Source organism: Streptomyces sp. SM10 (genome assembly GCF_002910915.1).
GTDB lineage: Bacteria > Actinomycetota > Actinomycetes > Streptomycetales > Streptomycetaceae > Streptomyces.
In genome coordinates, this window is record NZ_NEUF01000139.1 from 74,875 (window position 1) to 101,099 (window position 26,225).

The 26,225-nt window shown below is 69.6% G+C and carries 25 protein-coding genes and 1 pseudogene; 22 read left to right on the forward strand and 4 right to left on the reverse strand.

What is annotated here, in order from left to right; all coding sequences use genetic code 11:
- Positions 1–257: 257 nt before the first annotated feature.
- Positions 258–1,850, forward strand: a complete 1,593-nt coding sequence (locus tag B9S57_RS22700) for an ABC transporter substrate-binding protein (RefSeq protein WP_103517405.1) — start codon at positions 258–260, stop codon at positions 1,848–1,850.
- Positions 1,851–1,927: 77 nt separating this feature from the next.
- Here B9S57_RS22700 and B9S57_RS22705 read toward each other — a convergent pair whose 3' ends face one another.
- Positions 1,928–2,599 carry a response regulator transcription factor gene (locus tag B9S57_RS22705; RefSeq protein ID WP_103517407.1) on the reverse strand — a complete coding sequence of 224 codons (672 nt, stop codon included), beginning with the start codon at positions 2,597–2,599 and terminating at the stop codon, positions 1,928–1,930.
- Positions 2,600–2,608: 9 nt separating this feature from the next.
- Entirely contained in the window at positions 2,609–3,454 is an 846-nt protein-coding gene (locus B9S57_RS22710; protein ID WP_308457415.1) for a PD-(D/E)XK nuclease family protein, read from the reverse strand.
- A gap of 170 nt (positions 3,455–3,624) precedes the next feature.
- Between B9S57_RS22710 and B9S57_RS22715 the strand changes: the two genes are divergently transcribed.
- The 3 genes from B9S57_RS22715 to B9S57_RS22725 all read left to right on the forward strand — a co-directional run bounded on the left by B9S57_RS22715 (position 3,625) and on the right by B9S57_RS22725 (position 6,618).
- Positions 3,625–4,875: a site-2 protease family protein gene (locus B9S57_RS22715; protein ID WP_103517467.1), complete on the forward strand. Its 1,251-nt coding sequence runs from the start codon at positions 3,625–3,627 to the stop codon at positions 4,873–4,875.
- 42 nt (positions 4,876–4,917) lie between these two features.
- Positions 4,918–5,826 (forward strand): tRNA (adenine-N1)-methyltransferase, encoded by a 909-nt coding sequence (locus B9S57_RS22720; protein WP_103517411.1) that lies wholly within the window; start codon positions 4,918–4,920, stop codon positions 5,824–5,826.
- Positions 5,827–6,024: 198 nt separating this feature from the next.
- Positions 6,025–6,618 (forward strand): hypothetical protein, encoded by a 594-nt coding sequence (locus tag B9S57_RS22725; RefSeq protein WP_103517469.1) that lies wholly within the window; start codon positions 6,025–6,027, stop codon positions 6,616–6,618.
- Positions 6,619–6,621: 3 nt separating this feature from the next.
- Here the strand turns inward: B9S57_RS22725 and B9S57_RS22730 are convergent, their stop codons facing one another.
- Complete coding sequence (locus B9S57_RS22730; RefSeq protein WP_103517412.1) at positions 6,622–6,933, reverse strand: ferredoxin; 312 nt, start codon at positions 6,931–6,933, stop codon at positions 6,622–6,624.
- A gap of 241 nt (positions 6,934–7,174) precedes the next feature.
- On the opposite strand from B9S57_RS22730, the gene arc reads away from it, so the two are divergent.
- The 6 genes and pseudogenes from arc (at position 7,175) to prcA (ending at position 12,984) form a co-directional block, all read left to right on the forward strand.
- Positions 7,175–8,941, forward strand: coding sequence for a proteasome ATPase (arc, locus tag B9S57_RS22740; RefSeq protein ID WP_103517413.1), 1,767 nt, complete (start codon positions 7,175–7,177; stop codon positions 8,939–8,941).
- Positions 8,942–9,168: 227 nt separating this feature from the next.
- Positions 9,169–10,680 (forward strand): depupylase/deamidase Dop, encoded by a 1,512-nt coding sequence (gene dop / locus B9S57_RS22745; protein WP_103517414.1) that lies wholly within the window; start codon positions 9,169–9,171, stop codon positions 10,678–10,680.
- A 120-nt stretch (positions 10,681–10,800) separates the two neighbouring features.
- Entirely contained in the window at positions 10,801–11,019 is a 219-nt protein-coding gene (locus B9S57_RS22750; RefSeq protein ID WP_103517470.1) for a ubiquitin-like protein Pup, read from the forward strand.
- 116 nt (positions 11,020–11,135) lie between these two features.
- A pseudogene (locus B9S57_RS22755) lies at positions 11,136–11,313 on the forward strand (endonuclease domain-containing protein); the annotation flags it as partial.
- Positions 11,265–12,110 carry a proteasome subunit beta gene (prcB, locus tag B9S57_RS22760; RefSeq protein WP_103517416.1) on the forward strand — a complete coding sequence of 282 codons (846 nt, stop codon included), beginning with the start codon at positions 11,265–11,267 and terminating at the stop codon, positions 12,108–12,110. The pseudogene B9S57_RS22755 and the gene prcB, both read left to right, overlap by 49 nt.
- Positions 12,111–12,165: 55 nt before the next feature.
- Positions 12,166–12,984: a proteasome subunit alpha gene (gene prcA / locus B9S57_RS22765; RefSeq protein ID WP_103517418.1), complete on the forward strand. Its 819-nt coding sequence runs from the start codon at positions 12,166–12,168 to the stop codon at positions 12,982–12,984.
- Between the two features lie 49 nt (positions 12,985–13,033).
- Here prcA and B9S57_RS22770 read toward each other — a convergent pair whose 3' ends face one another.
- Complete coding sequence (locus B9S57_RS22770) at positions 13,034–14,062, reverse strand: LacI family DNA-binding transcriptional regulator (protein WP_103517420.1); 1,029 nt, start codon at positions 14,060–14,062, stop codon at positions 13,034–13,036.
- A 128-nt stretch (positions 14,063–14,190) separates the two neighbouring features.
- Here B9S57_RS22770 and B9S57_RS22775 point away from each other — a divergent pair, with 128 nt between their 5' ends.
- The 12 genes from B9S57_RS22775 (at position 14,191) to B9S57_RS22830 (ending at position 26,195) form a co-directional block, all read left to right on the forward strand.
- The gene (locus B9S57_RS22775) at positions 14,191–15,450 is read left to right on the forward strand and encodes an MFS transporter (protein WP_103517421.1); all 1,260 of its coding nucleotides are present in this window, start codon (positions 14,191–14,193) and stop codon (positions 15,448–15,450) included.
- Between the two features lie 9 nt (positions 15,451–15,459).
- Positions 15,460–16,821 (forward strand): Pup--protein ligase, encoded by a 1,362-nt coding sequence (gene pafA / locus B9S57_RS22780; protein ID WP_103517423.1) that lies wholly within the window; start codon positions 15,460–15,462, stop codon positions 16,819–16,821.
- A 121-nt stretch (positions 16,822–16,942) separates the two neighbouring features.
- Positions 16,943–17,878 (forward strand): FKBP-type peptidyl-prolyl cis-trans isomerase, encoded by a 936-nt coding sequence (locus B9S57_RS22785; RefSeq protein ID WP_103517425.1) that lies wholly within the window; start codon positions 16,943–16,945, stop codon positions 17,876–17,878.
- A 43-nt stretch (positions 17,879–17,921) separates the two neighbouring features.
- Positions 17,922–18,296: an FKBP-type peptidyl-prolyl cis-trans isomerase gene (locus B9S57_RS22790; protein WP_103517426.1), complete on the forward strand. Its 375-nt coding sequence runs from the start codon at positions 17,922–17,924 to the stop codon at positions 18,294–18,296.
- A 115-nt stretch (positions 18,297–18,411) separates the two neighbouring features.
- Positions 18,412–19,365 carry a YafY family protein gene (locus B9S57_RS22795; RefSeq protein ID WP_103517428.1) on the forward strand — a complete coding sequence of 318 codons (954 nt, stop codon included), beginning with the start codon at positions 18,412–18,414 and terminating at the stop codon, positions 19,363–19,365.
- A 14-nt stretch (positions 19,366–19,379) separates the two neighbouring features.
- Positions 19,380–20,336 (forward strand): YafY family protein, encoded by a 957-nt coding sequence (locus B9S57_RS22800; protein WP_103517429.1) that lies wholly within the window; start codon positions 19,380–19,382, stop codon positions 20,334–20,336.
- Between the two features lie 37 nt (positions 20,337–20,373).
- Positions 20,374–20,649, forward strand: coding sequence for a hypothetical protein (locus B9S57_RS22805; RefSeq protein ID WP_103517431.1), 276 nt, complete (start codon positions 20,374–20,376; stop codon positions 20,647–20,649).
- A gap of 23 nt (positions 20,650–20,672) precedes the next feature.
- The gene (locus B9S57_RS22810) at positions 20,673–20,870 is read left to right on the forward strand and encodes a hypothetical protein (protein WP_103517433.1); all 198 of its coding nucleotides are present in this window, start codon (positions 20,673–20,675) and stop codon (positions 20,868–20,870) included.
- Between the two features lie 214 nt (positions 20,871–21,084).
- On the forward strand, positions 21,085–21,399 hold the full coding sequence (gene tatA / locus B9S57_RS22815) for a Sec-independent protein translocase subunit TatA (RefSeq protein WP_103517435.1): 315 nt from the start codon (positions 21,085–21,087) through the stop codon (positions 21,397–21,399).
- A 49-nt stretch (positions 21,400–21,448) separates the two neighbouring features.
- A complete protein-coding gene (tatC, locus tag B9S57_RS22820; RefSeq protein ID WP_103517437.1) occupies positions 21,449–22,408 on the forward strand; it encodes a twin-arginine translocase subunit TatC in 960 nt (319 codons plus the stop codon).
- Between the two features lie 18 nt (positions 22,409–22,426).
- The gene (locus B9S57_RS22825) at positions 22,427–23,317 is read left to right on the forward strand and encodes a diacylglycerol kinase (protein WP_103517439.1); all 891 of its coding nucleotides are present in this window, start codon (positions 22,427–22,429) and stop codon (positions 23,315–23,317) included.
- Positions 23,318–23,366: 49 nt separating this feature from the next.
- Positions 23,367–26,195 carry an RNA helicase gene (locus tag B9S57_RS22830; protein ID WP_103517441.1) on the forward strand — a complete coding sequence of 943 codons (2,829 nt, stop codon included), beginning with the start codon at positions 23,367–23,369 and terminating at the stop codon, positions 26,193–26,195.
- Positions 26,196–26,225: the final 30 nt, after the last annotated feature.

A 26,225-nucleotide genomic window follows, 5' to 3' on the forward strand; every position in this document is an offset into this window, starting at 1 on the left:
ATGATCGGCCCGGGTGCGTGATATTCGTCACTCGACGTGACATTCGAGGGTGCTCCGGGCTGGTCCGGATGTCCGTTTGGGGAACCCATACGTCCGGTTTCATGGAGTGGTGTACGAAACGTTCCCGAGCGTGACATGGACAACCCGTCATCGGTGATCACCGAGTGGATACGAGGCCGGACGGCACCGGTCAAGGCCCCCTGCGGCGCCTACTAATCTCGGTTTTCTCACATGCCGGAATGAGGGAGAACGTCCAGATGAACCGCAAGACGCTGGTGCTGCCGGCCGTAGTGGGCCTGCTCGCGCCCGTGCTCGCCGCCTGTGGCGGGTCGGACGACGGGGGCGATGCCATCGTGGTCGGGACAACGGACCAGTTCATCGCCTCGAAGGACAACCCGGCACCGCTCGACCCGGCCATCGGCTACGAGGCGGGCGTGTGGAACGTGCTGCGCCAGACGGTGCAGACCCTGACCCACATACCGCGCGGCGGCGGCGAGCCCGTGCCAGAGGCGGCCGAGAGCTGCGCTTTCACCGACACGGAGAACGAGAGCTACCGCTGCACCCTGCGCAAGGGGCTCACCTTCGCCGACGGCACCCCGGTCACTCCGGAGGACGTGAAGTACTCCATCCAGCGGGTCATCGACATCAAGGACGAGAGCGGCCCGGTCGGTCTGCTCGCCAACATCGACACGATCGAGACCAAGGGCGAGAACCAGGTCGTCTTCCACCTGAGCACCCCGGACGCGACGTTCCCGTACAAGCTCGCCACGCCGCCCGCCGGCATCGTCCAGAAGGACAAGTACCCGGCGAAGACGGCCCGTGAGGGCTTCCAGGTCGACGGTTCCGGTCCCTACACCATGGAGCCCGAGGTCAAGGGCGACCAGGTCGTCAAGGTGGTCTTCACCAAGAACCCGAAGTACAAGGGCGATCTGAAGATCAGCAACGAGAAGGTCGAGCTGGACCTCTTCCCCGACGCGGCCGCGATGGGCAAGGCGCTCGCCGACAAGAAGATCGACATGATGACGCGCACCATGTCGCCCGAGCAGGCCCAGACGATGCTCGCGGAGCCGAAGGAGGGCGAGAAGCTCACCGAGATGCCCGGCCTCGCCATCAGCTACCTCGCGTTCAACACCGAGGACCCCGTGGTGGAGGACAAGGCCGTCCGCCAGGCGGTGGCGCAGGTCATCGACCGCGGTTCCATCGCGAGCAAGGTGTACGGCAGCACGGCCGAGCCCCTCTACTCGCTGATCCCGTCGGGCATCACCAGCCACACCAACTCGTTCTTCAACAAGTACGGGGAGCCCAGTGTCGCCGGAGCCGCCCAGCTCCTGGAGAAGGCCGGCATCAGCACCCCGGTGAAGTTCACGCTGCACTACACGACCGACCACTACGGCCCCGCCACCAAGGCCGAGTTCGAGACGCTGGCGAAGCAGCTCAACGACTCGAAGCTGTTCGACGTCGACGTCAAGGGCACTCCGTGGGCCGAGTACCGCCCCGCCCAGAAGAAGGGCGACTACGCGGTCTACGGCATGGGCTGGTTCCCCGACTTCCCGGACGCGGACAACTACACGGCGCCGTTCCTCGACAAGAACAACTTCCTCAACTCGCCCTACGAGTCGGCCACGGCGCAGAACACGCTCATCCCGCAGTCCCGCCGCGAGGCCGACCGCAGCGCCGCCGGCCCCGCCTTCGAGAGGCTCCAGGACATCGTTGCCAACGACGTCCCCATGCTCCCGGTCTGGCAGGGCAAGCAGTACGTCGCCTCCCTCGACGGGCTGACCGGAGTGGAGTACGCCGTCAACTCCTCGGCCGACCTCCAGCTCTGGGAGCTGGGCCGCGGCGACTCCTGACGCGACACCGTCCGAAACCGGCGCGGTCCGGGGCCACAGGCCCCGGACCGCGCCGGTTTCGTCCTCGCACCGCGCCCTCACTGGGCGCCGGGACGCACCAGCCCGCTCTCGTAGGCGTAGACGGCGGCCTGCACCCGGTCGCGCAGCCCCAACTTCGTCAGCACATGGCCCACATGGGTCTTGACCGTCGTCTCGCTCACGAAGAGGTCGGCCGCGATCTCCGCGTTCGACAGTCCGCGCGCCACCAGCTTCAGCACCTCCACCTCACGATCGGTGAGCGTGTGCAGGGCGTCCGGAACGGGGTCCTCGCCCGACGGCAGATGGTCGGCGTACTTGTCGAGCAGCCGGCGCGTGATGCTCGGTGCCAGCATCGCCTCACCCGCGGCCACCACCCGGATGGCCTGCACCAGCTCGTTGGCCGGTGCGTCCTTCAGCAGGAAGCCGCTGGCACCCGCGCGGAGCGCCTCCACCACGTACTCGTCGAGGTCGAAGGTCGTCAGCACCAGGACCTTCGCCGGACCGTCCCGTCCCGGCCCCGTGATCTGGCGGGTCGCCTCGACCCCGTCCATCCGGGGCATCCGGATGTCCATGAGCACGACATCGGGCTGCAGCGCCCGCACCTGGTCGATGGCCTGCAGACCGTCACCGGCCTCACCGACCACCGCGAGATCACCTTCCGCCTCCAGGATCATCCGGAAGCCGGTGCGCAGCAGCGGTTGATCATCGACGAGCAGGACGCGGATAGCCACGTGATCTCCTTAAGGGCCTTCGAGGGCCACCGGCCGGCCGGCCCCGGACCGGTCCGGCTCCATTCTGCCCTGCACAGCTTCCACCGATTCGGCCGGGCGCACGGACAGCGGATAGACCGGGGGAGTCCCACCGAACTCCGGACAGACCGCCTGGTGGTCGCACCAGCCGCACAGCTTCGTCGGCCTCGGCCGCCACTCGCCCGTCTCGGTGGCCAGCCGGATCGCGTCCCACAGTGCGAGCAGCTTGCGCTCCACCCGCTCGAGGTCGGCGGGGACGGGGTCGTACGTCAGCACGTCCCCGCTGCCGAGATAGACCAGCTGGAGCCGGCGGGGCACCACGTTCTTCAGGCGCCACACCACCAGGGCGTAGAACTTCATCTGGAACAGCGCGCCCTCCGCGTACTCCGGCCGCGGAGCCTTGCCCGTCTTGTAGTCGACGATGCGGACCTCGCCCGCCGGGGTCACGTCGACGCGGTCGATCACCCCGCGCAGCCGCAGCCCCGAATCCAGCTCCGTCTCGACGAACAGCTCCCGCTCGGCCGGCTCCAGGCGGGTCGGGTCCTCCAGTGAGAACCACCGCTCCACCAGCCGCTCCGCCTCGCCCAGCCACCCCGCGAGCCGCTCCCCGCCGGGATCCCCCTCGAACAGCTCCGTCAGCTCGGGCTTCGACTCGAGCAGCCGGTCCCACTGGCCGGGGATCAGCGCCTTGGCCTTGGGCGCCGTACGGTCCGCCGCCGGGGCGTCGAACAGCCGCTCCAGCACCGCATGCACCAGCGTGCCCCGGGTAGCAGCCTCACTGGGCTTCTCGGGCAGCTTGTCGATGACCCGGAAGCGGTACAGCAGGGGGCACCGCATGAAATCGCTCGCGCGCGAGGGCGACAGGGACGAGGGTGGCTGAGGCGGGCGCGGTACGGACGTCATGTCGAAGACCCTACGGCCCGCCACCGACACCCAGCGGCATACCATCGACGACAGAGCTCGCGCACAGCATGATCGTGGCAGAGGCCACCGACCGAAGGGACCCCGTGGACGAGAGCGGCGACAGCGGGCGCCCGCAGCCCGGCGCAGGGGGTACGGACCCCGGCACCGGACCGAAGAAGGACAAGCCACGGCGTCCGGCAGATCCCGGCGGCGGCATCCTCATGGGCCGCCCCTTCGGAGTGCCGGTGTACGTGGCACCCAGCTGGTTCGTCGTCGCGGCTCTGATCACCTGGGTCTTCGGCGGCCAGCTCGACCGCGTCCTGCCGGAGCTCGGCGGCGCCCGCTACCTGGTCGCCCTCTTCTTCGCGATCGCCTTCTACGCGTCCGTCCTGGTCCACGAACTCGCCCACACCGTCGCCGCCCTGCGCTACAAGCTGCCGGTGCGCCGCATCCAGCTCCAGTTCTTCGGCGGTGTCTCCGAGATCGAGAAGGAGACGGAGACCCCCGGCCGTGAGTTCGTCCTCGCCTTCGTGGGGCCCCTGCTCTCCCTCGCCCTCGGCGGCGTCTTCTACATCCCGCTCCAGTTCGTCGAGGCGGGCACCGTCCCCGGCGTGCTCCTCGCCGGACTGATGGTCTCCAACCTCATCGTCGCGGCCTTCAACCTGCTGCCCGGACTGCCCCTGGACGGCGGACGCATGCTCCGCGCCGTCGTCTGGAAGATCACGGGCAAGCCGATGAGCGGCACCGTCGCCGCCGCCTGGGTCGGCCGGGGCCTGGCCATCACCGTCTTCGTCGGTCTCCCGCTGCTCACCCATTCCGGAGCCCTGGGCAACGCCACCGGGAAGATCAGCGGCTTCGAGACCGTCACCGACGCCCTCCTCGCGGCGATCCTCGCGGCGATCATCTGGACCGGGGCGGGGAACAGCCTGCGGACGGCCCGGCTCCGGGAGCACCTCCCCGAACTCCGCGCCCGTACCCTCACACGGCGTGCCGTGCCCGTCGAGTCCGCCACCCCGCTCTCCGAGGCGCTCCGCCGGGCCAACGAGGCAGGCGCCCGGGCTCTGGTCGTCGTCGACGGACAGGGCAGCCCCAAGGGCGTCGTCCGGGAGGCGGCCATCGCCGGCGTCCCCGAGCACCGCCGGCCCTGGGTGGCCGTCAGCGGCCTCGCCCAGGACCTCACCGACGGCATGAAGGTCCCCGCCGAACTCGCGGGCGAGGCCCTCCTGGACCGGCTGAAGGCCACCCCGGCCACCGAGTACCTCGTCGTCGAGGACACCGGCGAGATCTACGGAGTCCTCTCCACCGCCGACGTCGAGCGCGCCTTCATCAAGGCCATGGCCCGCCCGTCGGCCTGACGCCCCGGGAGGCGGCCCCCGAAATACCGGTAGGCTGGTCACATGTCCGAACCGACCGGTGCCGCCCGCCGTCGCGGCCCATTCAAAGTCGGGGACCAGGTCCAGCTCACCGACCCCAAGGGACGCCACTACACCTTCACGCTCGAAGCCGGAAAGAACTTCCACACCCACAAGGGTTCTTTCCCGCACGACGAGCTGATCGGTGCTCCCGAGGGCAGTGTTGTCCGTACCACGGGAAACGTCGCCTATCTCGCGCTGCGCCCCCTGCTCCCCGACTACGTCCTGTCCATGCCCCGCGGTGCCGCCGTGGTCTACCCGAAGGACGCGGGGCAGATCCTCGCCTTCGGCGACATCTTCCCCGGCGCCCGTGTCGTCGAAGCCGGCGTCGGCTCGGGTGCGCTCAGCACCTTCCTGCTGCGCGCCATCGGCGAGCAGGGCATGCTGCACTCCTACGAGCGCCGCGAGGACTTCGCCGAGATCGCCCAGCAGAACGTCGAGCGCTACTTCGGCTCGCCGCACCCCGCCTGGCAGCTGACCGTCGGCGACCTCCAGGACAACCTCTCGGACACCGACGTCGACCGCGTCGTCCTGGACATGCTCGCCCCCTGGGAATGCCTCGAGGCCGTGTCCAAGGCCCTGGTGCCCGGAGGCATCCTCTGCGCGTACGTCGCGACCACGACCCAGCTCTCGCGGACCGTCGAGTCCATCCGTGAGATCGGCTGCTTCGCCGAACCCCAGCCCTGGGAGTCGATGATCCGCAACTGGCACGTGGAGGGTCTGGCCGTCCGGCCCGACCACCGGATGATCGGCCACACCGGCTTCCTCGTCACCGCCCGCCGTCTCGCGGACGGCGTCGAGCCGCCGGTGCGCCGCCGCCGCCCGTCCAAGGGCGCCTACGGCGAGGACTACGAGGGCCCCAACAGCCGGGGCGGCTCCGCCGCCCGCGACTGACCCCGTAGGACGCCAAGGCGCCGCCGCCGAGCTCCCGGACCGACCCCGGAGCCCGGCGGCGGCGCCTTTTCCGCTGCCCGGCGGACCCCGCCGTTCCCTTGGGGTGTGAGGTGTGGCACGATGCTGGCCACCCCCGCCCGCCGACGCCCGTTCGGCACCGCCCACCCGGGCCTCCAGGAACCACAGGAGACATACCGCGTGCAGACCTCCGCGCTCCCGGACCTCGCGCACACCGACGCCAAGCCGGTGCACTGGCTCGCCACGGCGACGGCCATGGCCGCGGTCGTCGCCGCCGCGGGCCTGCTCCAGCCCGAGGCGGCCACCGCCACGGCTGCGGCGTCCGAGCACCGGGTGTCCACGCAGGGCGGTGCGCCCGACGCGACGGCGCCCGACGCGGCAGCGGTCACCTTCCCGCTGGACTGCGGCGCCGCAGGGCAGACGGTGGCCGACAGCGCTCCGGGGGATCTCGACGGGGACGGCGGCCCCGAGACCGTCGCCGTCGTCCGCTGCGCCGCGGGGTCCGGCACCCCGCCCAGTGGCGTCTACGTCGTGACACAGCCGAGCGGGGCCGCGCCCCGGGTCGTGGCGACCCTGGTGGACCCCGCTCAGAAACTCAACGTCACCGACTTCACCGTCCGTGACGGCCGCATTTCGGCCACGCTGCTCGGCTACTCCTCGGCCGACGTGCCACGCTGCTGCCCCGACGAGCAGGAGAGCGCCGTCTGGCAGTGGAAGGGCAACGCGTTCATCAAGTCCGCCGCCCCCGCCGGAAGCACCGCGCAGGGCGTCTGACCGTCACTCCGCGTCCGGCCCGAAGACTTCCACACTGTCCGAAACACGACGTACGTGAATGCAGTCGCCCGGGCATTCCTTGGCCGAATCCACGACGTCCTGGAGGAGGGGCAGGGGCACCGGAGTGGTGGCGCCCTTGTCCTGGAGGAGCTCGTCCTGGGAGCTCTTCACATAGGCCAGGCCGTCGATGTCCAGCTCGAACACCTCAGGTGCGTACTGCACGCAGATGCCGTCGCCCGTACAGAGATCCTGGTCGATCCAGACCTCGAGATCCTGCGTGTCGCTGTCGGCCTGAGCGTCCTGCTGCACGGTCATGTGTCCTGCCGTTCCCTGCGTATCTGCACCAATTGAAGCCAGCCCTGACGGGTGTTGAACGCTTCGACGATACAACCGGCTGCTTTCCGGTGCCGAAGGGTGGGTATTCCCTTGGCGTGAGGGAGAGCGCAAGGGTGAAGATCGGACACGCTCCCGGGTCTTTGTGATCTAGGGGTTTCAATCATCACCCACCCAGGTAGGGTCAGGAAGCGTCCAGCTCCCCTTGGAGGAGGTGAGGACCGTGGCAGCCCACGACGACGACATCAACCGCGGCACCCGGCCCGTGCGGGGGTCAGAAGACCCAGCCGGCCAGGTTGCCTATCTCGAGCAGGAAATCGCCGTCCTGCGACGTAAGCTCGCCGACTCTCCGCGTCATTCGAGGATTCTCGAAGAGCGGATCGTCGAGTTGCAGACCAACCTGGCAGGCGTGTCCGCGCAGAACGAGCGGCTCGCCAACACACTCCGCGAGGCCCGCGACCAGATCGTGGCCCTCAAGGAGGAGGTCGACCGGCTCGCGCAGCCGCCGGCCGGCTTCGGCGTCTTCCTGCAGGCCAACGAGGACGACACCTGCGACATCTTCACCGGGGGCCGCAAGCTCCGGGTGAACGTCAGTCCCAGCGTCGAGCTCGAAGGCCTCCGGCGAGGCCAGGAAGTCATGCTCAACGAGGCGCTCAACGTGGTCGAGGCCATGGAATTCGAGCGGGCCGGGGACATCGTCACCCTCAAGGAGATCCTCGAGGACGGCGAGCGCGCCCTGGTGGTCGGGCACACCGACGAGGAACGGGTGGTGCGGCTCGCCGAGCCCCTCCTGGACATCACCATCCGTCCCGGCGACGCCCTTCTGCTCGAACCCAGGTCCGGCTACGTCTACGAAGTGGTCCCCAAGAGCGAGGTCGAGGAGCTCGTCCTCGAAGAGGTCCCGGACATCGACTACAACAAGATCGGCGGTCTGGGCGACCAGATCGAACTGATCCGCGATGCGGTCGAGCTCCCGTACCTCCACCCCGACCTCTTCAGGGAGCACGAACTGCGTCCGCCGAAGGGCATCCTGCTCTACGGCCCTCCGGGCTGCGGCAAGACGCTCATTGCCAAGGCCGTCGCCAACTCGCTGGCCAAGAAGGTCGCCGAGGTCACCGGACAGCCCGCGGGGAAGAGCTACTTCCTCAATATCAAGGGCCCCGAGCTCCTCAACAAGTACGTCGGCGAGACCGAGCGGCACATCCGCCTCGTCTTCCAGCGTGCCCGGGAGAAGGCGAGCGAGGGCACCCCCGTCATCGTCTTCTTCGACGAGATGGAATCGCTCTTCCGCACCCGTGGTTCCGGTGTCAGCTCGGACGTGGAGAACACCATCGTCCCCCAGCTGCTCGCCGAGATCGACGGCGTGGAGGGCCTGGAGAACGTCATCGTCATCGGCGCCTCCAACCGCGAGGACATGATCGACCCCGCGATCCTGCGGCCCGGCCGTCTCGATGTGAAGATCAAGATCGAGCGTCCGGACGCGGAGGCGGCGAAGGACATCTTCGCGAAGTACCTCACGCCCTCCCTGCCGCTGCACTCGGACGACCTGGCCGAGCACACGGGCTCGAAGGAGGCCGCCGCCCACGCGATGATCCAGTCGGTCGTGGAGCGGATGTACACGGAATCCGAGGAGAACCGCTTCCTCGAGGTCACCTATGCGAACGGCGACAAGGAAGTCCTGTACTTCAAGGACTTCAACTCCGGCGCGATGATTCAGAACATCGTGGACCGGGCGAAGAAAATGGCCATCAAGGCATTCCTCGAGCAGGGCCAGAAGGGCCTGCGCGTCTCCCATCTCCTCCAGGCGTGCGTGGACGAGTTCAAGGAGAACGAGGACCTGCCCAACACCACCAACCCGGACGACTGGGCCAGGATTTCCGGAAAGAAGGGTGAGCGGATCGTCTTCATCCGCACACTCGTCACCGGAAAGCAGGGCGCAGACACCGGTCGCTCCATCGACACGGTGGCAAATACCGGACAGTACCTGTAGAACGCAGACCGGCTGCGGATGCCCGGCAGGGTATCCGCAGCCGGCCGTTTTCCCGGCAGGTCCGGCCACACCCGAACAATGACGCAATTGATCTCCCCACCGGCGCAGAGGCGCTCTAGGCTCTGACGTACCGCCGAGTCGCGCAGTGCGGGGACGGGCACCGCGGACCAGCAGCGGTACTTGAGCGGTGCTCCCGGACGGGTGCACCGCCGGGCAAGGAGGGCCGCATGACCGTACGGCGAGTAATGGGCATCGAGACGGAGTACGGGATCTCCGTTCCCGGTCAACCCAACGCCAATGCCATGCTCACCTCGTCCCAGATCGTCAACGCCTACGCGGCGGCGATGCACCGGGCGCGCCGCGCCCGCTGGGACTTCGAGGAGGAGAATCCGCTGCGCGACGCGCGAGGCTTCGACCTCGCCCGCGAGACCGCGGACTCCAGCCAGCTCACCGACGAGGACATCGGCCTGGCCAATGTCATCCTGACCAACGGTGCGCGGCTGTACGTCGACCACGCGCACCCCGAATACAGCTCACCGGAGATCACCAATCCGCTGGACGCGGTGCTCTGGGACAAGGCCGGCGAGCGGGTGATGGCGGAGGCGGCGGAACGGGCCGCCGCGATCCCCGGCGCCCAGCCGATCCACCTCTACAAGAACAACACCGACAACAAGGGCGCGTCCTACGGCACGCACGAGAACTACCTGATGAAGCGGGAGACCCCCTTCTCGGACATCGTGCGCCACCTGACCCCGTTCTTCGTGTCCCGCCAGGTGGTCACCGGCGCCGGGCGCGTGGGCATCGGCCAGGACGGCCACGAGCACGGATTCCAGATCAGCCAGCGCGCCGACTACTTCGAGGTCGAGGTCGGCCTCGAGACCACGCTGAAGCGCCCCATCATCAACACCCGCGACGAACCGCACTCCGACGCCGAGAAGTACCGCAGGCTCCACGTGATCATCGGCGACGCGAATCTCTCCGAGATCTCGACCTATCTGAAGCTCGGCACCACCTCCCTGGTCCTGGCCATGATCGAGGACGGCTTCATCAACGTCGACCTGGCGGTCGACCAGCCGGTCCGTACCCTGCACCAGGTCTCCCACGACCCGGCACTGAAGCAGCTGGTCACGCTCCGCAGCGGCCGGACACTCACCGCTGTACAGCTCCAGATGGAGTACTTCGAGCTGGGCCGCAAATACGTCGAGGAGCGGTACGGGGCCGACGCCGACGAGCAGACCAAGGACGTCCTGGCCCGCTGGGAGGACACCCTGAACCGTCTGGAGAACGACCCGATGAGCCTGTCGGGCGAGCTGGACTGGATCGCCAAGCGAGAGCTCATGGAGGGCTACAGGCGCCGTGACGGCCTGGACTGGGACGCCCCGCGCCTGCACCTCGTGGACCTCCAGTACGCCGACGTACGGGCCGACAAGGGCCTGTACAACCGTTTGGCGGCCCGCGGGAAGATCAAACGGCTCCTCGACGAGAATGAGGTCGAGCGGGCCCGTACGAAGCCGCCCGAGGACACCCGGGCCTATTTCCGGGGCCGGTGCCTGGAGCAGTACGCGGACGACGTCGCCGCGGCCTCCTGGGACTCGGTCATCTTCGACCTGCCCGACCGTGACTCGCTGCAGCGGGTGCCCACGATGGAACCGTTGCGTGGTACACGCGCCCATGTCGAGGGCCTCCTGGACCGCTGCCGCACCGCGGAAGAGCTGGTCCGGACGCTCACGGGGGGCTGAAAGGCGCTCCGGCTGGGAATCAATCAGATGACCTCCGGACGTTGAGGAAAGTACCGGGCCAATGTCGGACCCCGTGGGTAGGGTCTGATCAAGTGCTTCGAACCGAGCGGGGTGAGCTACATGGCGACCAAGGACACCGGCGGCGGACAGCAGAAGGCGACACGTTCCACCGAGGAGGCCGAGGAGCAGGCGCAGGAGGCGCAGGCGTCCGAGGACCTCGCGGAGCGGCAGGAGAAGCTCAGCGACGACGTGGACGACGTCCTGGACGAGATCGACGACGTACTCGAGTCCAATGCCGAGGATTTCGTTCGATCGTTCGTCCAAAAGGGCGGCGAGTAGCAGCCCGGAGATCCGGTCGGGACCGCTCGCCGACGAGCTCGCTCAGTCGGCCGGCGTCCTCCGTGGGATGCCCCGGACGCACCGGGCATCCCACGGAGGCGCTTCCGGCCCCGGATCATGTTGATCACCGTCACGGGGCGGGTAGGGTCCGGGGCGTACTGCTTCAACTGCAATTCGGCCATCGGCACGTTGGGGGATGTTCCTGACTGCTTACGCAGGGCCATCGCATACCTGGAGGGAAACGCGTGGAAGCCAACACTCGTAGCACCGGGCGTCTACCAGCTGCCTTCCTGACGCCGGGTTCGTCGTCGTTCATGGACTTCCTGTCCGACCACTCACCCGGGATCCTTCCCGGCAACCGCAGCCTGCCGCCGCTGCAGGGCGCCGTCGAGGCGCCGCACGGCACCACGATCGTCGCGGCCTCCTTCCCCGGCGGAGTGGTGCTTGCCGGTGACCGGCGGGCGACCATGGGCAACATGATCGCGCAGCGCGACATCGAGAAGGTGTTCCCGGCCGACGAGTACTCGGCGGTGGGGATCGCCGGCACGGCGGGGCTCGCCGTGGAGATGGTCAAGCTGTTCCAGCTGGAGCTGGAGCACTTCGAGAAGGTCGAGGGCGCCACGCTCTCCCTGGAGGGCAAGGCCAACCGCCTCTCCACGATGATCCGCAGCAATCTGGCGATGGCCATGCAGGGCCTGGCGGTCGTCCCGCTCTTCGCGGGGTACGACGTCGACCGCGAGAAGGGCCGGATCTTCTCGTACGACGTCACCGGCGGGCGTTCCGAGGAACACGGTTACGCGGCCACCGGCTCCGGCTCCGTCTTCGCACGCGGGTCGATGAAGAAGCTGTACCGCAACGACCTCACGGAGGAGCAGACGCTCACCCTGGTCGTGCAGGCGCTGTACGACGCGGCCGACGACGACTCGGCGACCGGTGGCCCGGACGTGGCCCGCCGGATCTACCCGATCGTCACCGTCATCACCGACGAGGGCTTCCGCAAGCTGAACGACACGGAATCCTCGGAGATCGCGCGCGCGATCCTGGAGCGCCGGCTCGAGCAGCCCGACGGCCCCCGCGCCGCCCTGCTCTGACCGGCCCGATGCTTCTCCGATGCACTCGTCACTGACAGAAAGGGACGGATAGCCGGTGTCGACGCCGTTCTATGTCTCACCCCAGCAGGCCATGGCCGACCGGGCGGAATACGCCCGGAAGGGCATCGCCCGTGGTCGCAGCCTGGTTGTGCTGCAGTTCGCCGACGGCATTGTGTTCGTCGGCGAGAACCCGTCCCGCGCGCTGCACAAGTTCAGCGAGATCTACGACCGGATCGGCTTCGCCGCCGCCGGCAAGTACAACGAGTACGAGAACCTCCGGATCGGCGGAGTCCGCTACGCCGATCTGCGGGGATACACCTACGACCGTGACGACGTGACGGCCCGTGGGCTGGCCAACGTCTACGCGCAGACGCTCGGCACCATCTTCTCCAGTGCGGCCGAGAAGCCGTACGAGGTGGAGCTGGTGGTCGCCGAGGTCGGTGCCGGGCCCGAGGGCGACCAGATCTACCGGCTGCCGCACGACGGTTCCATCGTGGACGAGCACGGCTCGGTCGCCGTCGGCGGGAACGCCGAGCAGATCAGCAGTTTCCTCGACCAGCGCCACCGTGACGGGATGTCGCTCGCCGAGGCGCTCAAGCTGGCCGTGCAGGCGCTGTCCCGTGAGGCCAACGGCAATGAGCGGGAGATCCCCGCCGAGCGGCTCGAGGTCGCGGTCCTGGACCGCACGCGGCCGCAGCAGCGCAAGTTCAAGCGGATCGTCGGCCGTCAGCTGACCAGGCTCCTGGACGCGGACGGCGCGGGGGCGACCCCGACGGACGCTCCGTCCGACACGGAGGAGCCCGAGGACGGCAGTACGCCGGCCGCCGGTACGGACACCCCCGACGAGGGCAAGGGCGAGCCCACCAAGGAGTAGTGGCCGAAGGCTGTGTCCCCGGTCCCGCGTGCGGTGGCCGGGGACACCGTCATGCGGTGGGCGGGGGAGCGGTGGAGCCCCGCACCACCAGCTGGACGGGGAGATCGTGGTGCGCGGGCGCCCGGCCGTCCAGGACGTCGAGCAGAGCCGTCATGCCCCGCTCGCCCACCTGTTCGGCCGGGAGGCGCACCGTGGTGAGCTCCGGTTCCACCGCCGTGGCGAGCGCCAGGTCGTCGAAGCCGGTCACGGAGATGTCGTCGGGCACCCGAAGCCCCCGTCTGCGCACGGCCTTGCAGGCGCCGGCGGCCAGGATGTCGTCGTCGCAGACGATGGCCGTGGGCAGGGGGCCGGAGGAGGCCAGGACCGCCTCGGCCGCCTCGCGCCCGGCCCGTACGTCCAGCGGCGCGCCGACGGTCCGCAGGACCGCTCCCGGGACCTCGCCCACGGCGTCCCGCAGGGCCCGGGCGCGCACCGCGAAGGTCCAGGTGTCCACGGCGGACGCGAGGTGCACGATCCGGCGGTGCCCGAGCCCCAGAAGATGGTCCGTCACCTGCCGCATCCCGTCCGCGATGTCGAGATTCACGCGCGCGGCGGCGCTCTGGTCCCCCGGGTCGCTGTCGAGCATCACCAGGGGAAGCTCCGCGCCCCGCAGCGCCCCCAGGGCATCGGCCGCCATCGACGAGGCGATCACGCCGTCGAGCGCCGCGCGCGCCGGGTCGAAGGGGTCCCTGGCGGGTCCTGTGCCGTCGGGGGACGGGTAGAGGACCACGCCGAAGTCGTGCTCCGCGGCGACCGCCGCCGCGCCGGTGTAGACGCGCGCGAAGAATTCGTTCGTCAGCGCGGGGACGACGAGGAGCGCCGTGCGCGTGCGGCCCAGGCGGAGGCTGCGGGCGGCGAGATTCGGTCGGTAGCCGAGGCTCCGCGCGCTGTCGCGGACCCGGTCGGCGGTGGCCGCCGACACCCGGCCCCGCCATTTCTCGCCGAGCACGAGCGAGACCGTGGCCTGCGAGACGTCCGCGGCCCGTGCCACGTCACGGCTGGTGGGCCGCGGTGGGGCGGGCCGGCGCGCGCTGCTCACTCATGCCTCCGTGACGGGTCGGGCCGGATGCGCGGGATGGACTCCCGGTTGCCCACATGGTACGTATGAACGGCGACGTTATACGTAAAACCCCGAGGCCCTGACGCCGTCGGGGGAGAGGGGCGGACATGGCCGCGGGATATCTGGACATCCTCAGGACGCGGCACGCCGCCAGGCTGCTGGCGGGGACGCTGGTGGGGCGGCTGCCCAACGGCACCGCGCACATCGCGATCGTGCTGTTCACCCGGGCCGAGGGCGGCAGCTACACCCTGGCCGGCGCCCTCGCGGCCGCGTACGGTCTCGCCACGGCGGCGGGGCAGCCCCTCCTGGGCCGGGCGGTGGACCTGCACGGCCAGCCGCGGGTGCAGCTCCCCGCGGCGGTCGTCTCCGCCCTCGGCATGGCCGCACTGGCCCTGCTGGGCCTCGGCTCGCTCCCCGCGGCGTACGCGGCGGTCGTCGTGGCCGGTGTCTTCACGCCCCCGCTGGAGGGCGGCCTGCGGGCCCTGTGGCCCACGGTCCTGGGCCGCGAGGACCGGGTGCACCGGGCGTACGCCATGGACGCGGTGGCCCAGGAGGTCATGTTCACCGTGGGACCGCTCCTCGTGACCGTCCTGGTCTCCCTCCGCTCACCCGCCGCCGCCCTCCTGGTCATCAACGCCCTCGGGGTCCTCGGAGCGCTGTCCGTCGTCCTGTCCGAACCCTCCAGGACCTGGCGCTCGGCGCCCCGCGAGGCCCACTGGCTCGGCGCCCTGCGCTCCCGCGGGCTGCTCGCCCTGCTCGGCGCCTTCTTCTTCGTCGGGCTCGCCCTCGGCTCGATCACCGTGGCCGGTGTCGCCTACGCCGACGACCACGGCCGGGAGTCCGTGTACGGCTGGCTGATGGCCGCGCTCGGCCTCGGCGCGCTCGTCGGGGGAGCGGTGTACGGGGCGCGGCAGTGGGCGGGGCCGCCCGAGCGCAGGCTGAGGGTCGTCGTCGCGCTGCTGGCCCTGGGGTACCTGCCGCTGATGCTGACGCCCGGTGTGCCCGCCATGACCGCGCTGGCGGCGCTCGCCGGGGTCTTCCTCGCCCCGGCGATCGCCTGCTCGTTCATCGTCGTGGACCGGCACGCGCCGCAGGGGACGGTGACCGAGGCGTTCTCCTGGCTCGTGACGACCTTCGGGGTGGGCGCGGCGGCCGGAACGGCGGTGGCCGGCCCGGCGGTCGAGCTAGGCGGGACGGCGTGGAGTTTCGCCGTCGCGGGGGCCGGTGGAGTGGCGGCGCTGCTGGTCCTGCTGGCCACCGGAAGGGTCCTCGCAGCTCCCGGGCGTACGCCCGCAGTTGTGGCCGGTTCGGAAAATGATCGAAACGGTGCTGCCGAACCCGGTTTCAGCTCAGGCCATAAGGCGTAATGTTCAGTCATGGACCGCCGCATTTTCGGGCTGGAGAACGAGTACGGCGTCACGTGCACGTTCAGGGGACAGCGCCGACTGTCACCTGACGAAGTGGCGCGCTACCTCTTCCGCCGTGTTGTGTCATGGGGCCGCAGCAGCAATGTCTTCCTGCGGAACGGCGCCCGCCTGTACCTCGACGTGGGATCGCATCCGGAATACGCGACACCCGAATGCGACAACGTGACCGAACTGGTCACGCACGACAAGGCCGGCGAGCGCATTCTCGAAGGTCTGCTCGTCGACGCCGAACGCCGCCTGCACGAGGAGGGAATCGCGGGCGACGTCTATCTCTTCAAGAACAACACCGACTCGGCAGGAAACTCCTACGGGTGCCACGAGAACTACCTCGTGGCCCGGCACGGGGAATTCTCCCGTCTCGCGGACATCCTCATTCCGTTCCTCGTCACCCGTCAGCTGATCTGCGGTGCCGGCAAGGTGCTGCAGACGCCGCGCGGAGCCGTCTACTGCGTGAGCCAGCGGGCCGAGCACATCTGGGAGGGCGTCAGTTCCGCGACGACGCGCTCCCGGCCGATCATCAACACCCGGGACGAACCGCACGCCGACGCGGAGCGGTACCGCCGTCTCCACGTCATCGTCGGTGACTCCAACATGTCCGAGACGACCATGCTCCTCAAGGTCGGTGCCACCGACCTCGTGCTGCGCATGATCGAGGCGGGCACGGTGATGCGCGACCTGACCCTGGAGAACCCGATCCGGGCCATCCGCGAGGTCAGCCACGACATCACGGGACAGCGGAAGGTGCGCCTGGCCAGCGGCCGCGAGGCATCGGCCATCGAGGTCCAGCGCGAGTACTACGAGAAGGCCGTCGACTTCGTCGAACGCCGTGGCATCCGCACCGGCACGGTCGACCAGGTCCTCGAGCTGTGGGGCCGCGCGCTGGACGCCATCGAGGCCGAGGACCTCGACAGGATCGGCACCGAGATCGACTGGGTCATGAAGTACAAGCTCATCGAGCGGTACCGGGCCAAGCACAACATGACCATGTCGAATCCGAGGGTCGCTCAGATAGACCTCGCCTACCACGACATCCACCGGCGGCGCGGGCTCTACTACCTCCTGGAGCGCAAGGGCCAGGCAGCCAGGATCTGCAACGACATGAAGATCTTCGAGGGCAAGTCGGTGCCCCCGCAGACGACCAGGGCGCGGCTGCGCGGAGACTTCATCCGCCGGGCCCAGGAGCAGCGGCGGGACTTCACCGTCGACTGGGTCCACCTCAAGCTCAACGACCAGGCGCAGCGCACCGTGCTGTGCAAGGACCCTTTCCGTTCCGTCGACGACCGGGTGGAGAAGCTGATCGCGGGCATGTGATCCGGGACGGAGAAGTCCACCCCGTAGGTGACCGGGCCCCGTACGTTCCTCGTACGGGGCCCTTCGCTCCGCCTAGAGTGTCGGGGGACCATTCACGTGCCGTCTGAGATCTGAGGAACCAGTGCGCCGACTTGCCGGCCTTCTCGTCGTCCCCCTTCTGCTGCTGTCCACAGCGGCATGCGGCGACGACAAGGCCTCCGACTCCGCTTCGTCCAAGGGCGACCCCGCGATCACCGCGGGCGCGAAATTCGGCGAGAAGCCCACTCTGGCCAAGGGGGAGGGTGACCCCCCCAAGGAACTGAAGACCGACGTCATCAGTGAGGGTGACGGCGTGAAACTCAAGAACGGCGACGCGATCCAGGTCAACTACCTCGGGCAGGCGTGGGACTCCACCAAGCCGTTCGACAACAGCTTCGACCGCAAGCAGCCGTTCGGGCTCATCCTCGGTGCCGGTATGGTCATCCCCGGCTGGGAGCAGGGGCTCGTCGGCCAGAAGGTCGGCAGCCGCGTCCAGCTGGTCATCCCGCCGGAGCTCGGCTACGGAGAGCAGGGCCAGGGTGAGGACATCAAGCCCAACGCCACCCTCGTCTTCGTCGTCGACGTGGTGAACGGCAAGCCGGTCCCGAAGTCCCCGGAGGGCACCGCGGTCGCCCAGGACGACATCGACCTGCCCAAGGTCGGCGACAACACCGACGGCAAGGCGCCGAAGGTCACGATCCCGAAGAGCGACCCGCCCAAGAAGCTGGTCTCGAACTACATCCTCGAGTCCAAGGGTGAGGCCGTCAAGGAGAGCGACACAGTGGTCGTGAACTACGAGGCCTACCTGTGGAAGGGTGCGAAGAAGTTCGACAGCACGTACGACACGGGCAAGGTCGCGAGCTTCCCGCTGGCCCAGGTCACCGTCAAGGGACTCAAGGCCGGTCTGGTCGGCAAGAAGGTCGGCAGTCGCGTCCTGCTCGTCATGCCGCCGGACCAGGCGTTCGGGGACCAGGCCCAGCAGACCATCCCCGCCAACTCGACGCTCGTGTGGGCCGTGGACATTCTGACGAAGATGTAAGACTGTCCCGGTTGACCAGTTCATAGGTAAGAGGAGCAGTTCAGTGAGCATCGACAAGCCCGAGATCGACTTCCCGGGTGGCGAGCCGCCGGCCGACCTGGAGATCAAGGACATCTGGGAGGGCGATGGCCCGGTGGCCCAGGCCGGCCAGACGGTCTCCGTGCACTACGTCGGTGTGGCCTTCTCCACCGGCGAGGAGTTCGACGCCTCGTGGAACCGCGGCACCCCGCTGCAGTTCCAGCTCGGTGGCGGCCAGGTCATCGCCGGCTGGGACAAGGGCGTCCAGGGCATGAAGGTCGGCGGCCGTCGCCAGCTGACCATTCCCGCGCACCTCGCCTACGGCGACCGCGGCGCGGGCGGCGGCGCCATCGCCCCGGGCGAGACCCTGATCTTCGTCTGCGACCTCGTCGGCGTCTGATCCGTCCGTTTACCCCAGTGAGGGCCCGTGCCGCAAGGCGCGGGCCCTCACTTTGGTCCGGACACCCCGGGGCGGTACGGTCGACGGTCGGAGAGCACGTCGAGAAAGGGCGTCGATGGCGATTGCCAAGGCCGAACGGCTGATGAACCTGGCGCTGTGTCTGCTGGGTACCCGGCGCCCGCTCAGCAAGCGTGAGCTCCGCGGATCCATCGAGGCCTACCTCGAGGCGGGATCCGACGAGTCCTTCAACCGGATGTTCGAGCGCGACAAGGACGATCTGCGCGAACTCGGCCTGGTCATCGAGACCGTGGAGAACCTGGACGGCGACACCGGTTACCTCGCACGCCGCGACAGCAACCGGCTGCCCCCCATCACCCTGGACGCCGAGGAGGCCGCGGCCCTCGGGCTCGCCGCCAAGGTCTGGCAGCAGGCCCGGCTGGCCGGCGCCGCCAGCGGCGCCCTGCAGAAGCTGCGCGCGGCCGGAATGCCGGAGGCCGAGGACGCCTACGAGGTGCACAGCGCCCTGGAACCCCGCATCCCCGTCCACGAGGCCGCCTTCGAGCCGCTGATGCTCGCCTGCCGTGACCGCCGCCCGGTCACCTTCGACTACCGCAAGGGCAACGCCGCCCGTCCCGATCAGCGCCAGGTCGAGCCCTGGACGCTCGAGTGCTGGCGCGGCCACTGGTACCTCGCCGGCTGGGACCGCGACCGGGGGGCCGAGCGCGTCTTCCGGCTGTCCCGGATCTCGGGCCGGGTCCGCTCCCGCGCGGGAGCCTTCACGGCGCCCGTCCCCGACGCCGTCACCGTCCGCGAGACCGTGGAGAGCTGGGCGGGCGAGACCGCCACCAGGACCGCCCGCATCAGGCTCCGGGCAGGTTCCGGCTACCCGCTGCGCTCCCGCGCGATATCGGTACGGGAACTCGGTGACGGCTGGGACGAGTTGGAGATTCCGTACGGACACGGGCTGGACGCCTGGCTCGTGGAGTTCGGGCCCGACGTGGTCGTGAGCGAGCCCGCCGATCTGCGGGCCGACGTGATGGACCGGCTGCGCGCCGTGGCCAAGGACTGAGGGGACCCGTACTCGTGGCCACGAACGCGATCGACCAGACCCGGCGGATGCTCTCCCTCGTCACGTATCTGCGTGAGCGCCCCGGCGCGCACGTCCAGGACGTGGCCCGGGCCTTCGGGATCACCGAGGACGAGCTGATCTCCGACCTCGACGTGCTGCCCATGTGCGGGACCAGCTTCCGCGGCGGTGACCTGCTGGACATCGACACCGACGGCGACCGGATCTGGTGGCACAACCCGGACGACGTCGCCGAGCCGCTGCGGCTCGCGGCCGACGAGGCGACCGCGCTCCTCGTGGCGGCCCGTGCCGTCGCCACGCTCCCCGGCCTGCGCGAGAGCGACCGGCAGGCCCTGGTGCGCGCGACCGCCAAGCTGGAGACGGCGGCCGGGGAGGTGGGGGCCGCCAGCTCGCGGCTCTCGGTCACCTTCGAGTCCGAGGGCGGGGTCTTCGCCGACGTGGACCGGGCGATCTCCGAGCGTCGCCGGCTCTGGCTGCGCTACTACTCACCGGCCCGCGACGAGCTGACCGAACGCGAGGTGGACCCGATCCGGCTGTTCGCCGTCGGCCACACCTATATGGAGGGCTGGTGCCGGCTCACCGAGGCGCGGCGCACCTTCCGGCTCGACCGGGTCGCCGAGATCAGGCTCCTCGACGCCCCGTCCGCCCCGCCGGAGCTGGAGCTCCGCGATCTCTCCGCCGGGCTGGTGCAGCCGGCGGCCGAGGACCCGGAGGTCGTGATCGAGGTCGGTCCCGGCGGCCGGTGGGTCGCCGAGTACTACCCCCACGACAGTGCCGAAGAGCTGCCCGACGGCGGCCTGCGGATCACGCTCCGCACCCCCGACCCCGCCTCCCTGCGCAGGCTCGCCCTGCGGCTGGGCGGCGAGGGACGCATCACCTCGCCCCCGGACCTTGCCGAGAGCGCCAGGGCGGCGGCGCGTGAGGCACTGGCCGCCTACGACGGCGCACTCTGAGAGGCGGCCACCGGTGCACCGAGGAGACAGAGGTCATATGACTGCGATATCGAGCAGGCAGACCGGACCCGTTCCGGTCCCTGTGTCCGACGCCGTACAGTTCCGCGCCGCCTGTCCGGACTGCCGTCAGCGGTTCGAGCTCGCGGCCGGGGCGCTGCGGCTGGCGATAGGAGCCAGCCGCCGTACGACCTTCTACTCCTTCACCTGCCCCGCGTGCGGTTCCGCGGTCCGCAAGCCGGCCGGGGAGCGCATCATCGAGCTCCTCAGCGGCGGCGGGGTGCGGACACTGCGCCTGCACACCGCCCTGCGGTGACGAGACACATCGAGGATCCGTCCATGTTCTGGCCCATGCTCGCCATCGCTCTGGGATTCGCCGGTCTGGCCGTGCTCGGCGTGCTGGCCGTCAAGGTCTTCGTCGAGGCACGGAGGCTCGCGGGACAGGTCGCCGCGACCACGCAGCGGATCAACCGAGCGGCGGAGGATCTCGAACGAGCGGCCACCACGCTCGCCGATACGGGAGAGGCCCTGCGATAGCCGGGCGCGGCCTCCTGATTCACTGGTTCGGGGGGTACGCTGCTGGAACGGCCCAGGCAGTGAGGTGCGGGCCGCAAGCGGGAGTACGCACGGACATTGCCTCGCGTTTACCCCTGCGGGTTACGATCGCAGCCAGCGCGACGATCGGACGACTGCCCGGTCGAACGGGTAGCGAGCCCACCCTCCAGACGCCTCAGTGAGAAGGAAGTCGCACATGATCGGCAATCTGAAGCCCCTCGAGATCGTTCTGATCATCGCTGTCATCCTGCTGCTCTTCGGTGCCAAGAAGCTTCCCGACATGGCGCGTTCGCTCGGCAAGTCGGCCCGCATCCTCAAGAGCGAGGCCAAGGCCATGAAGAAGGACGGCGCGGAGACCGCGGAGCCCACCTCGGAGACCGTCGCGGACACCACTCCGCCCGCGGCCACCGCGCGCACGATCCAGGCCGCTCCGGGGGATGTCACCAGCTCCCGCCCGGTCAACGAGAGCTCCCGCCCGGTCAACGAGGCCAAGCCCACCACCCAGAGCTGACAGCTGATCCTCAGCACCGGAAGCCGCCGTACGAGACGAGGGAAGTGGGTTGCTCAAGTCTGCCCGCAAGCAGGAGAAGGACGACGAGGGGCGGATGCCCCTCCTCGATCACCTGCGTGAGCTGCGCAACCGGCTGCTGAAGTCGGTCCTGGCGATCCTGATCGCCGTGGTCGTCGCCGCCTTCTTCCAGAAGGAGATCTTCGAGTTCCTGATGAAGCCGATCCTGGACTCGGTCGGCTGCAAGAACGGCGCCGTGACCATGATCAACGGTCGTCCGTGCGCGGAGATGACCACCAACGGTCTGCTGTCGCCGTTCACCATCGCTCTGAAGGTCGCCCTGATGACGGGCGTGCTGGTGGCCACCCCCGTGTGGCTCTACCAGCTGTGGGCGTTCGTCGCTCCGGGCCTGCACAAGCAGGAGAAGCGCTACTCCTTCGCTTTCGCGGCGGCGGGCGTCCCGCTCTTCGTCGCCGGTGCCTGGATCGCCTACTGGATCCTGCCGCAGACCGCCGAGATCATGCTGGGCTTCACGCCCGACAACGTGAAGAACCTGCTGCCGCTCGACGACTTCCTCGATCTGATCACCCGCATGGTGCTCGTCTTCGGCCTGGCCTTCGAGCTGCCGCTGCTGCTCATCCTGCTGAACATGACCGGGGTGCTGAGCGGTCGGCGCATGCTGGCCTGGTGGCGTGGGATGATCATCGGCCTCACCGCGTTCGGCGCCATCGCCACCCCGGGCGGCGACCCCCTGTCGATGCTCCTGCTGGCAGGCCCGCTGGCGGTCCTGTACTTCGTCGCGGTCGGCTTCTCGCTGCTCAACGACAAGCGCAGGCGCCGCAACAACCCCGACGCCGAGCTCGACGACGACGAGGCGTCGGACCTTGACCTCACACCCGAGGCGGTCGGTGCGGTCGAGTCCGTCTCACGCCCGGCCCTGCCCGAGCAGGCCGGCGGAGACGCGGACGGTGGCCGGACGAAGCGGCTCAACGGTTACGACGACATCACCTGACCTTGTAAGGTCCCGCGGGTGACCAGCGAGATCACCCTCTTCGTCAATCCCACCGCGGGAAGCGGCCGGGGCGCGCGTGCCGCGCAGCCGGCCGCTTCGGCTTTGCGGGACGCGGGATTCTCCGTACGCACCGTGCTCGGCGAGGACGCCGACGACGCCCTGCGGCGGGCCCGTGAGGCCGTGGCGGCCGGCACGGGAGCGCTGATAGCCGTGGGCGGGGACGGCTTGATGTCCCTCGCCCTGCAGGCCGTCGCCGGCACCGCGACACCGCTCGGTGCCGTGGCCGTCGGCACCGGCAACGACTTCGCCCGCGCGCTCGGGCTGCCGGTCCGCGATCCGGCCGCCGCCGGACGGCTCGCCGCCGGGCTGCTCAAGGCCGGGACGGCGCGGGCGATCGACCTCGGCCGGGTCGGGGAGCGCTGGTTCGGCTCCGTGCTGGCCTCGGGCTTCGACTCCCGGGTCAACGACCGCGGGAACCGGATGAGCTGGGTCGGCGGGCGCTTCAAGTACGACCTGGCGATCCTCGCCGAGCTGGCCGCCTTCCGGCCGACCCCGTACCGCATCCGGCTGGACGGCGGCCCGGTCACCGAGATCCAGGCGACGCTGATCGCGGTGGGCAACGGGACCTCGTACGGCGGCGGCATGCGGATCTGCGCCGACGCCGTCATGGACGACGGGCTCTTCGACGTGACCGTGGTCGGCGACTGCAGCCGCACCACCCTGCTCAAAGTCTTCCCCAAGGTGTACCGGGGGACGCACCTGGGGCATCCGAAGGTCACCGTGCACCGGGTCTCCTCGATCGAGCTGGCCGCCGGTGGTGTCACCGCCTACGCGGACGGTGAGCCGCTGGGCGCGCTACCGCTCACCGCCACCTGCGTACCCGGCGCGGTCCGGGTCCTGGCGCCGTGAAACAAAGATCGGGCTGACTGTCATACGAGGCGGGTAGGCTCGTACCAAGATGACAGAGGACCTCTCACCAGCTGAGCGATACCAGGCGTCCCGGGTCCGTGCGGCCGAGCAGGCCACGGCTCTCGGGCCCTTCCGCGAGATGTACGAGTTCGGACTGGACCCGTTCCAGATCGAGGCCTGTCAGGCCGTGGAAGCAGGCAAGGGGGTGCTGGTCGCGGCCCCCACGGGGTCGGGCAAGACGATCGTCGGCGAGTTCGCCGTTCACATGGCCCTGCTGCAGGGCCGGAAGTGCTTCTACACGACGCCCATCAAGGCGCTGTCCAACCAGAAGTTCGCCGATCTCGTGCGGCGCTACGGCGCGGACAAGGTCGGCCTGCTGACCGGTGACAACAGCGTGAACGCGGACGCACCCGTGGTCGTCATGACGACCGAGGTCCTGCGCAACATGCTGTACGCGGGCTCCCAGGCCCTCACCGGCCTCGGCTATGTGGTCATGGACGAGGTGCACTACCTCTCCGACCGCTTCCGGGGTGCCGTGTGGGAGGAAGTGATCATCCACCTGCCGGAGTCGGTGACCCTGGTCTCGCTGTCGGCGACCGTGTCCAACGCCGAGGAGTTCGGCGACTGGCTGGACACCGTCCGCGGCGACACCCAGGTGATCGTCTCCGAGCACCGGCCCGTCCCGCTGTGGCAGCACGTCATGGCCGGGCGCCGGATGTACGACCTCTTCGAGGAGGAGACGGACCACGGCGGCCGCGGCACCGGCAGGCGTGAGGTCAGCCCCGATCTCGTCCGGCTCGCCCGCATGGAGAACCAGCGCGGATACAACCCGCGCGAGCGCCGTCGCGGCAAGATGGTGCGCGAGGCCGACCGTGAGCGCGAGCGCCGTCAGCGCAGCCGCATCTGGACCCCGTCCCGGCCCGAGGTCATCGACCGGCTCGACGCCGAGGGGCTCCTGCCCGCCATCACCTTCATCTTCAGCCGGGCCGGCTGCCAGGCGGCGGTGCAGCAGTGCCTGCAGGCCGGACTGCGGCTGAACGACGAGGACAAGCGTCGGCTGGTGCGGGAGATCGTCGAGGAGCGGACCGCGTCCATCCCCGGTGAGGACCTGCACGTCCTCGGCTACTACGAGTGGCTCGAAGGGCTGGAGCGGGGCATTGCCGCGCACCACGCGGGGATGCTGCCGACCTTCAAGGAGGTCGTGGAGGAGCTGTTCGTCCGCGGTCTGGTCAAGGCCGTCTTCGCGACGGAGACGCTGGCACTCGGCATCAACATGCCGGCGCGTTCCGTCGTGCTCGAGAAGCTCGTCAAGTGGAACGGCGAGCAGCACGCCGACATCACGCCGGGCGAGTACACGCAGCTGACCGGGCGGGCCGGACGCCGGGGGATCGACGTCGAGGGCCACGCGGTCGTCCTGTGGCAGCGGGGTATGGACCCGGGCGCGCTCGCCGGGCTCGCCGGAACGCGTACGTATCCGCTGCGTTCCAGCTTCAGGCCCTCGTACAACATGGCCGTCAACCTCGTGCAGCAGTTCGGGCGGCACCGCTCGCGCGAGCTGCTGGAGACCTCCTTCGCGCAGTTCCAGGCGGACCGGTCCGTCGTCGGGATCTCCCGTCAGGTCCAGCGCAACGAGGAGGGGCTCGAAGGCTACAAGGAGGGCATGACCTGCCACCTCGGGGACTTCGAGGAGTACGCGCGGCTGCGCCGCGACCTCAAGGACCGTGAGACCGAGCTGGCCAAGCAGGGCGCGGCCCAGCGGCGGGCGGCCGCCGCGTCGTCCCTGGAGAAGCTGAAGCCCGGGGACGTCATCCACGTCCCCACCGGCAAGTTCGCCGGGCTCGCCCTGGTCCTCGACCCCGGACTGCCCGCGGGGCGGACCAACGGCCATCGCGGGCTGGAGTACCACGACGGACCGCGCCCTCTGGTGCTCACCGCCGAACGGCAGGTGAAGCGGCTGGCCCACATCGACTTCCCGGTGCCGGTCGAGGCGCTGGAGCGCATGAGGGTGCCCAAGTCCTTCAACCCGCGCTCACCCCAGTCGCGTCGCGACCTGGCCTCCGCCCTGCGGAGCAAGGCCGGGCACATCGACCCGGGGCGGCACCGCAAGCAGCGGGCCGCCGCGGCCGACGACCGGGAGATCGCCCGGCTCCGCACGGAGTTGCGCGCCCATCCCTGCCACGGGTGCGACGAGCGTGAGGACCACGCCCGCTGGGCGGAGCGCTACCACCGGCTGCAGCGCGACACCCGGCAGCTGGAGCAGCGCATCGAGGGGCGGACGAACACCATCGCCCGGACCTTCGACCGCATCGTCGCGCTCCTCACCGAGCTCGACTACCTGCGGGGCAACGAGGTCACCGACAACGGCCGGCGGCTGGCGCGGCTCTACGGCGAGCTCGACCTGCTGGCCAGCGAGTGCCTGCGGGAGGGCGTCTGGGAGGGGCTCAACCCCGCGGAGCTGGCCGCCTGCGTCTCGGCGCTGGTCTACGAGGCGCGCCAGGCGGACGACGCGGTCGCGCCCAAGCTGCCCTCCGGACCGGCGAGGGTCGCGATGGGCGAGATGGTCCGGATCTGGGGCCGGCTCGATGCCCTGGAGGAGGACTTCAAGATCAGTCAGACGGAGGGGGTCGGCCAGCGCGAACCCGACCTCGGTTTCGCCTGGGCGGTCTACATGTGGGCTTCCGGCCGGACGCTGGACGAGGTGCTCCGCGAGGCGGAGATGCCGGCCGGGGACTTCGTGCGCTGGTGCAAGCAGGTCATCGACGTGCTCGGCCAGATCGCCGCCGCCGCGCCCCGGGACGGGAGTTCGGTCCCGAAGAACGCCCACAAGGCCGTCGACGCGGTGCTGCGCGGTGTGGTGGCGTACAGCTCGGTGGGGTGATCGGCCCCGGGCGGGCGACGCTCGGGGAGT

Excerpts from the sequence above, each read along its gene's own strand:
- B9S57_RS22700 (WP_103517405.1), top strand. The coding sequence starts at position 258 with ATGAACCGCAAGACGCTGGTGCTGCCGGCCGTAGTGGGCCTGCTCGCG.
- B9S57_RS22710 (WP_308457415.1), bottom strand. The coding sequence starts at position 3,454 with ATGCGGTGCCCCCTGCTGTACCGCTTCCGGGTCATCGACAAGCTGCCC.
- B9S57_RS22720 (WP_103517411.1), top strand. The coding sequence starts at position 4,918 with ATGTCCGAACCGACCGGTGCCGCCCGCCGTCGCGGCCCATTCAAAGTC.
- B9S57_RS22730 (WP_103517412.1), bottom strand. The coding sequence starts at position 6,933 with ATGACCGTGCAGCAGGACGCTCAGGCCGACAGCGACACGCAGGATCTC.
- dop (WP_103517414.1), top strand. The coding sequence starts at position 9,169 with ATGACCGTACGGCGAGTAATGGGCATCGAGACGGAGTACGGGATCTCC.
- B9S57_RS22750 (WP_103517470.1), top strand. The coding sequence starts at position 10,801 with ATGGCGACCAAGGACACCGGCGGCGGACAGCAGAAGGCGACACGTTCC.
- B9S57_RS22775 (WP_103517421.1), top strand. The coding sequence starts at position 14,191 with ATGGCCGCGGGATATCTGGACATCCTCAGGACGCGGCACGCCGCCAGG.
- pafA (WP_103517423.1), top strand. The coding sequence starts at position 15,460 with ATGGACCGCCGCATTTTCGGGCTGGAGAACGAGTACGGCGTCACGTGC.
- B9S57_RS22795 (WP_103517428.1), top strand. The coding sequence starts at position 18,412 with ATGGCGATTGCCAAGGCCGAACGGCTGATGAACCTGGCGCTGTGTCTG.
- B9S57_RS22805 (WP_103517431.1), top strand. The coding sequence starts at position 20,374 with ATGACTGCGATATCGAGCAGGCAGACCGGACCCGTTCCGGTCCCTGTG.
- B9S57_RS22810 (WP_103517433.1), top strand. The coding sequence starts at position 20,673 with ATGTTCTGGCCCATGCTCGCCATCGCTCTGGGATTCGCCGGTCTGGCC.
- tatA (WP_103517435.1), top strand. The coding sequence starts at position 21,085 with ATGATCGGCAATCTGAAGCCCCTCGAGATCGTTCTGATCATCGCTGTC.
- B9S57_RS22830 (WP_103517441.1), top strand. The coding sequence starts at position 23,367 with ATGACAGAGGACCTCTCACCAGCTGAGCGATACCAGGCGTCCCGGGTC.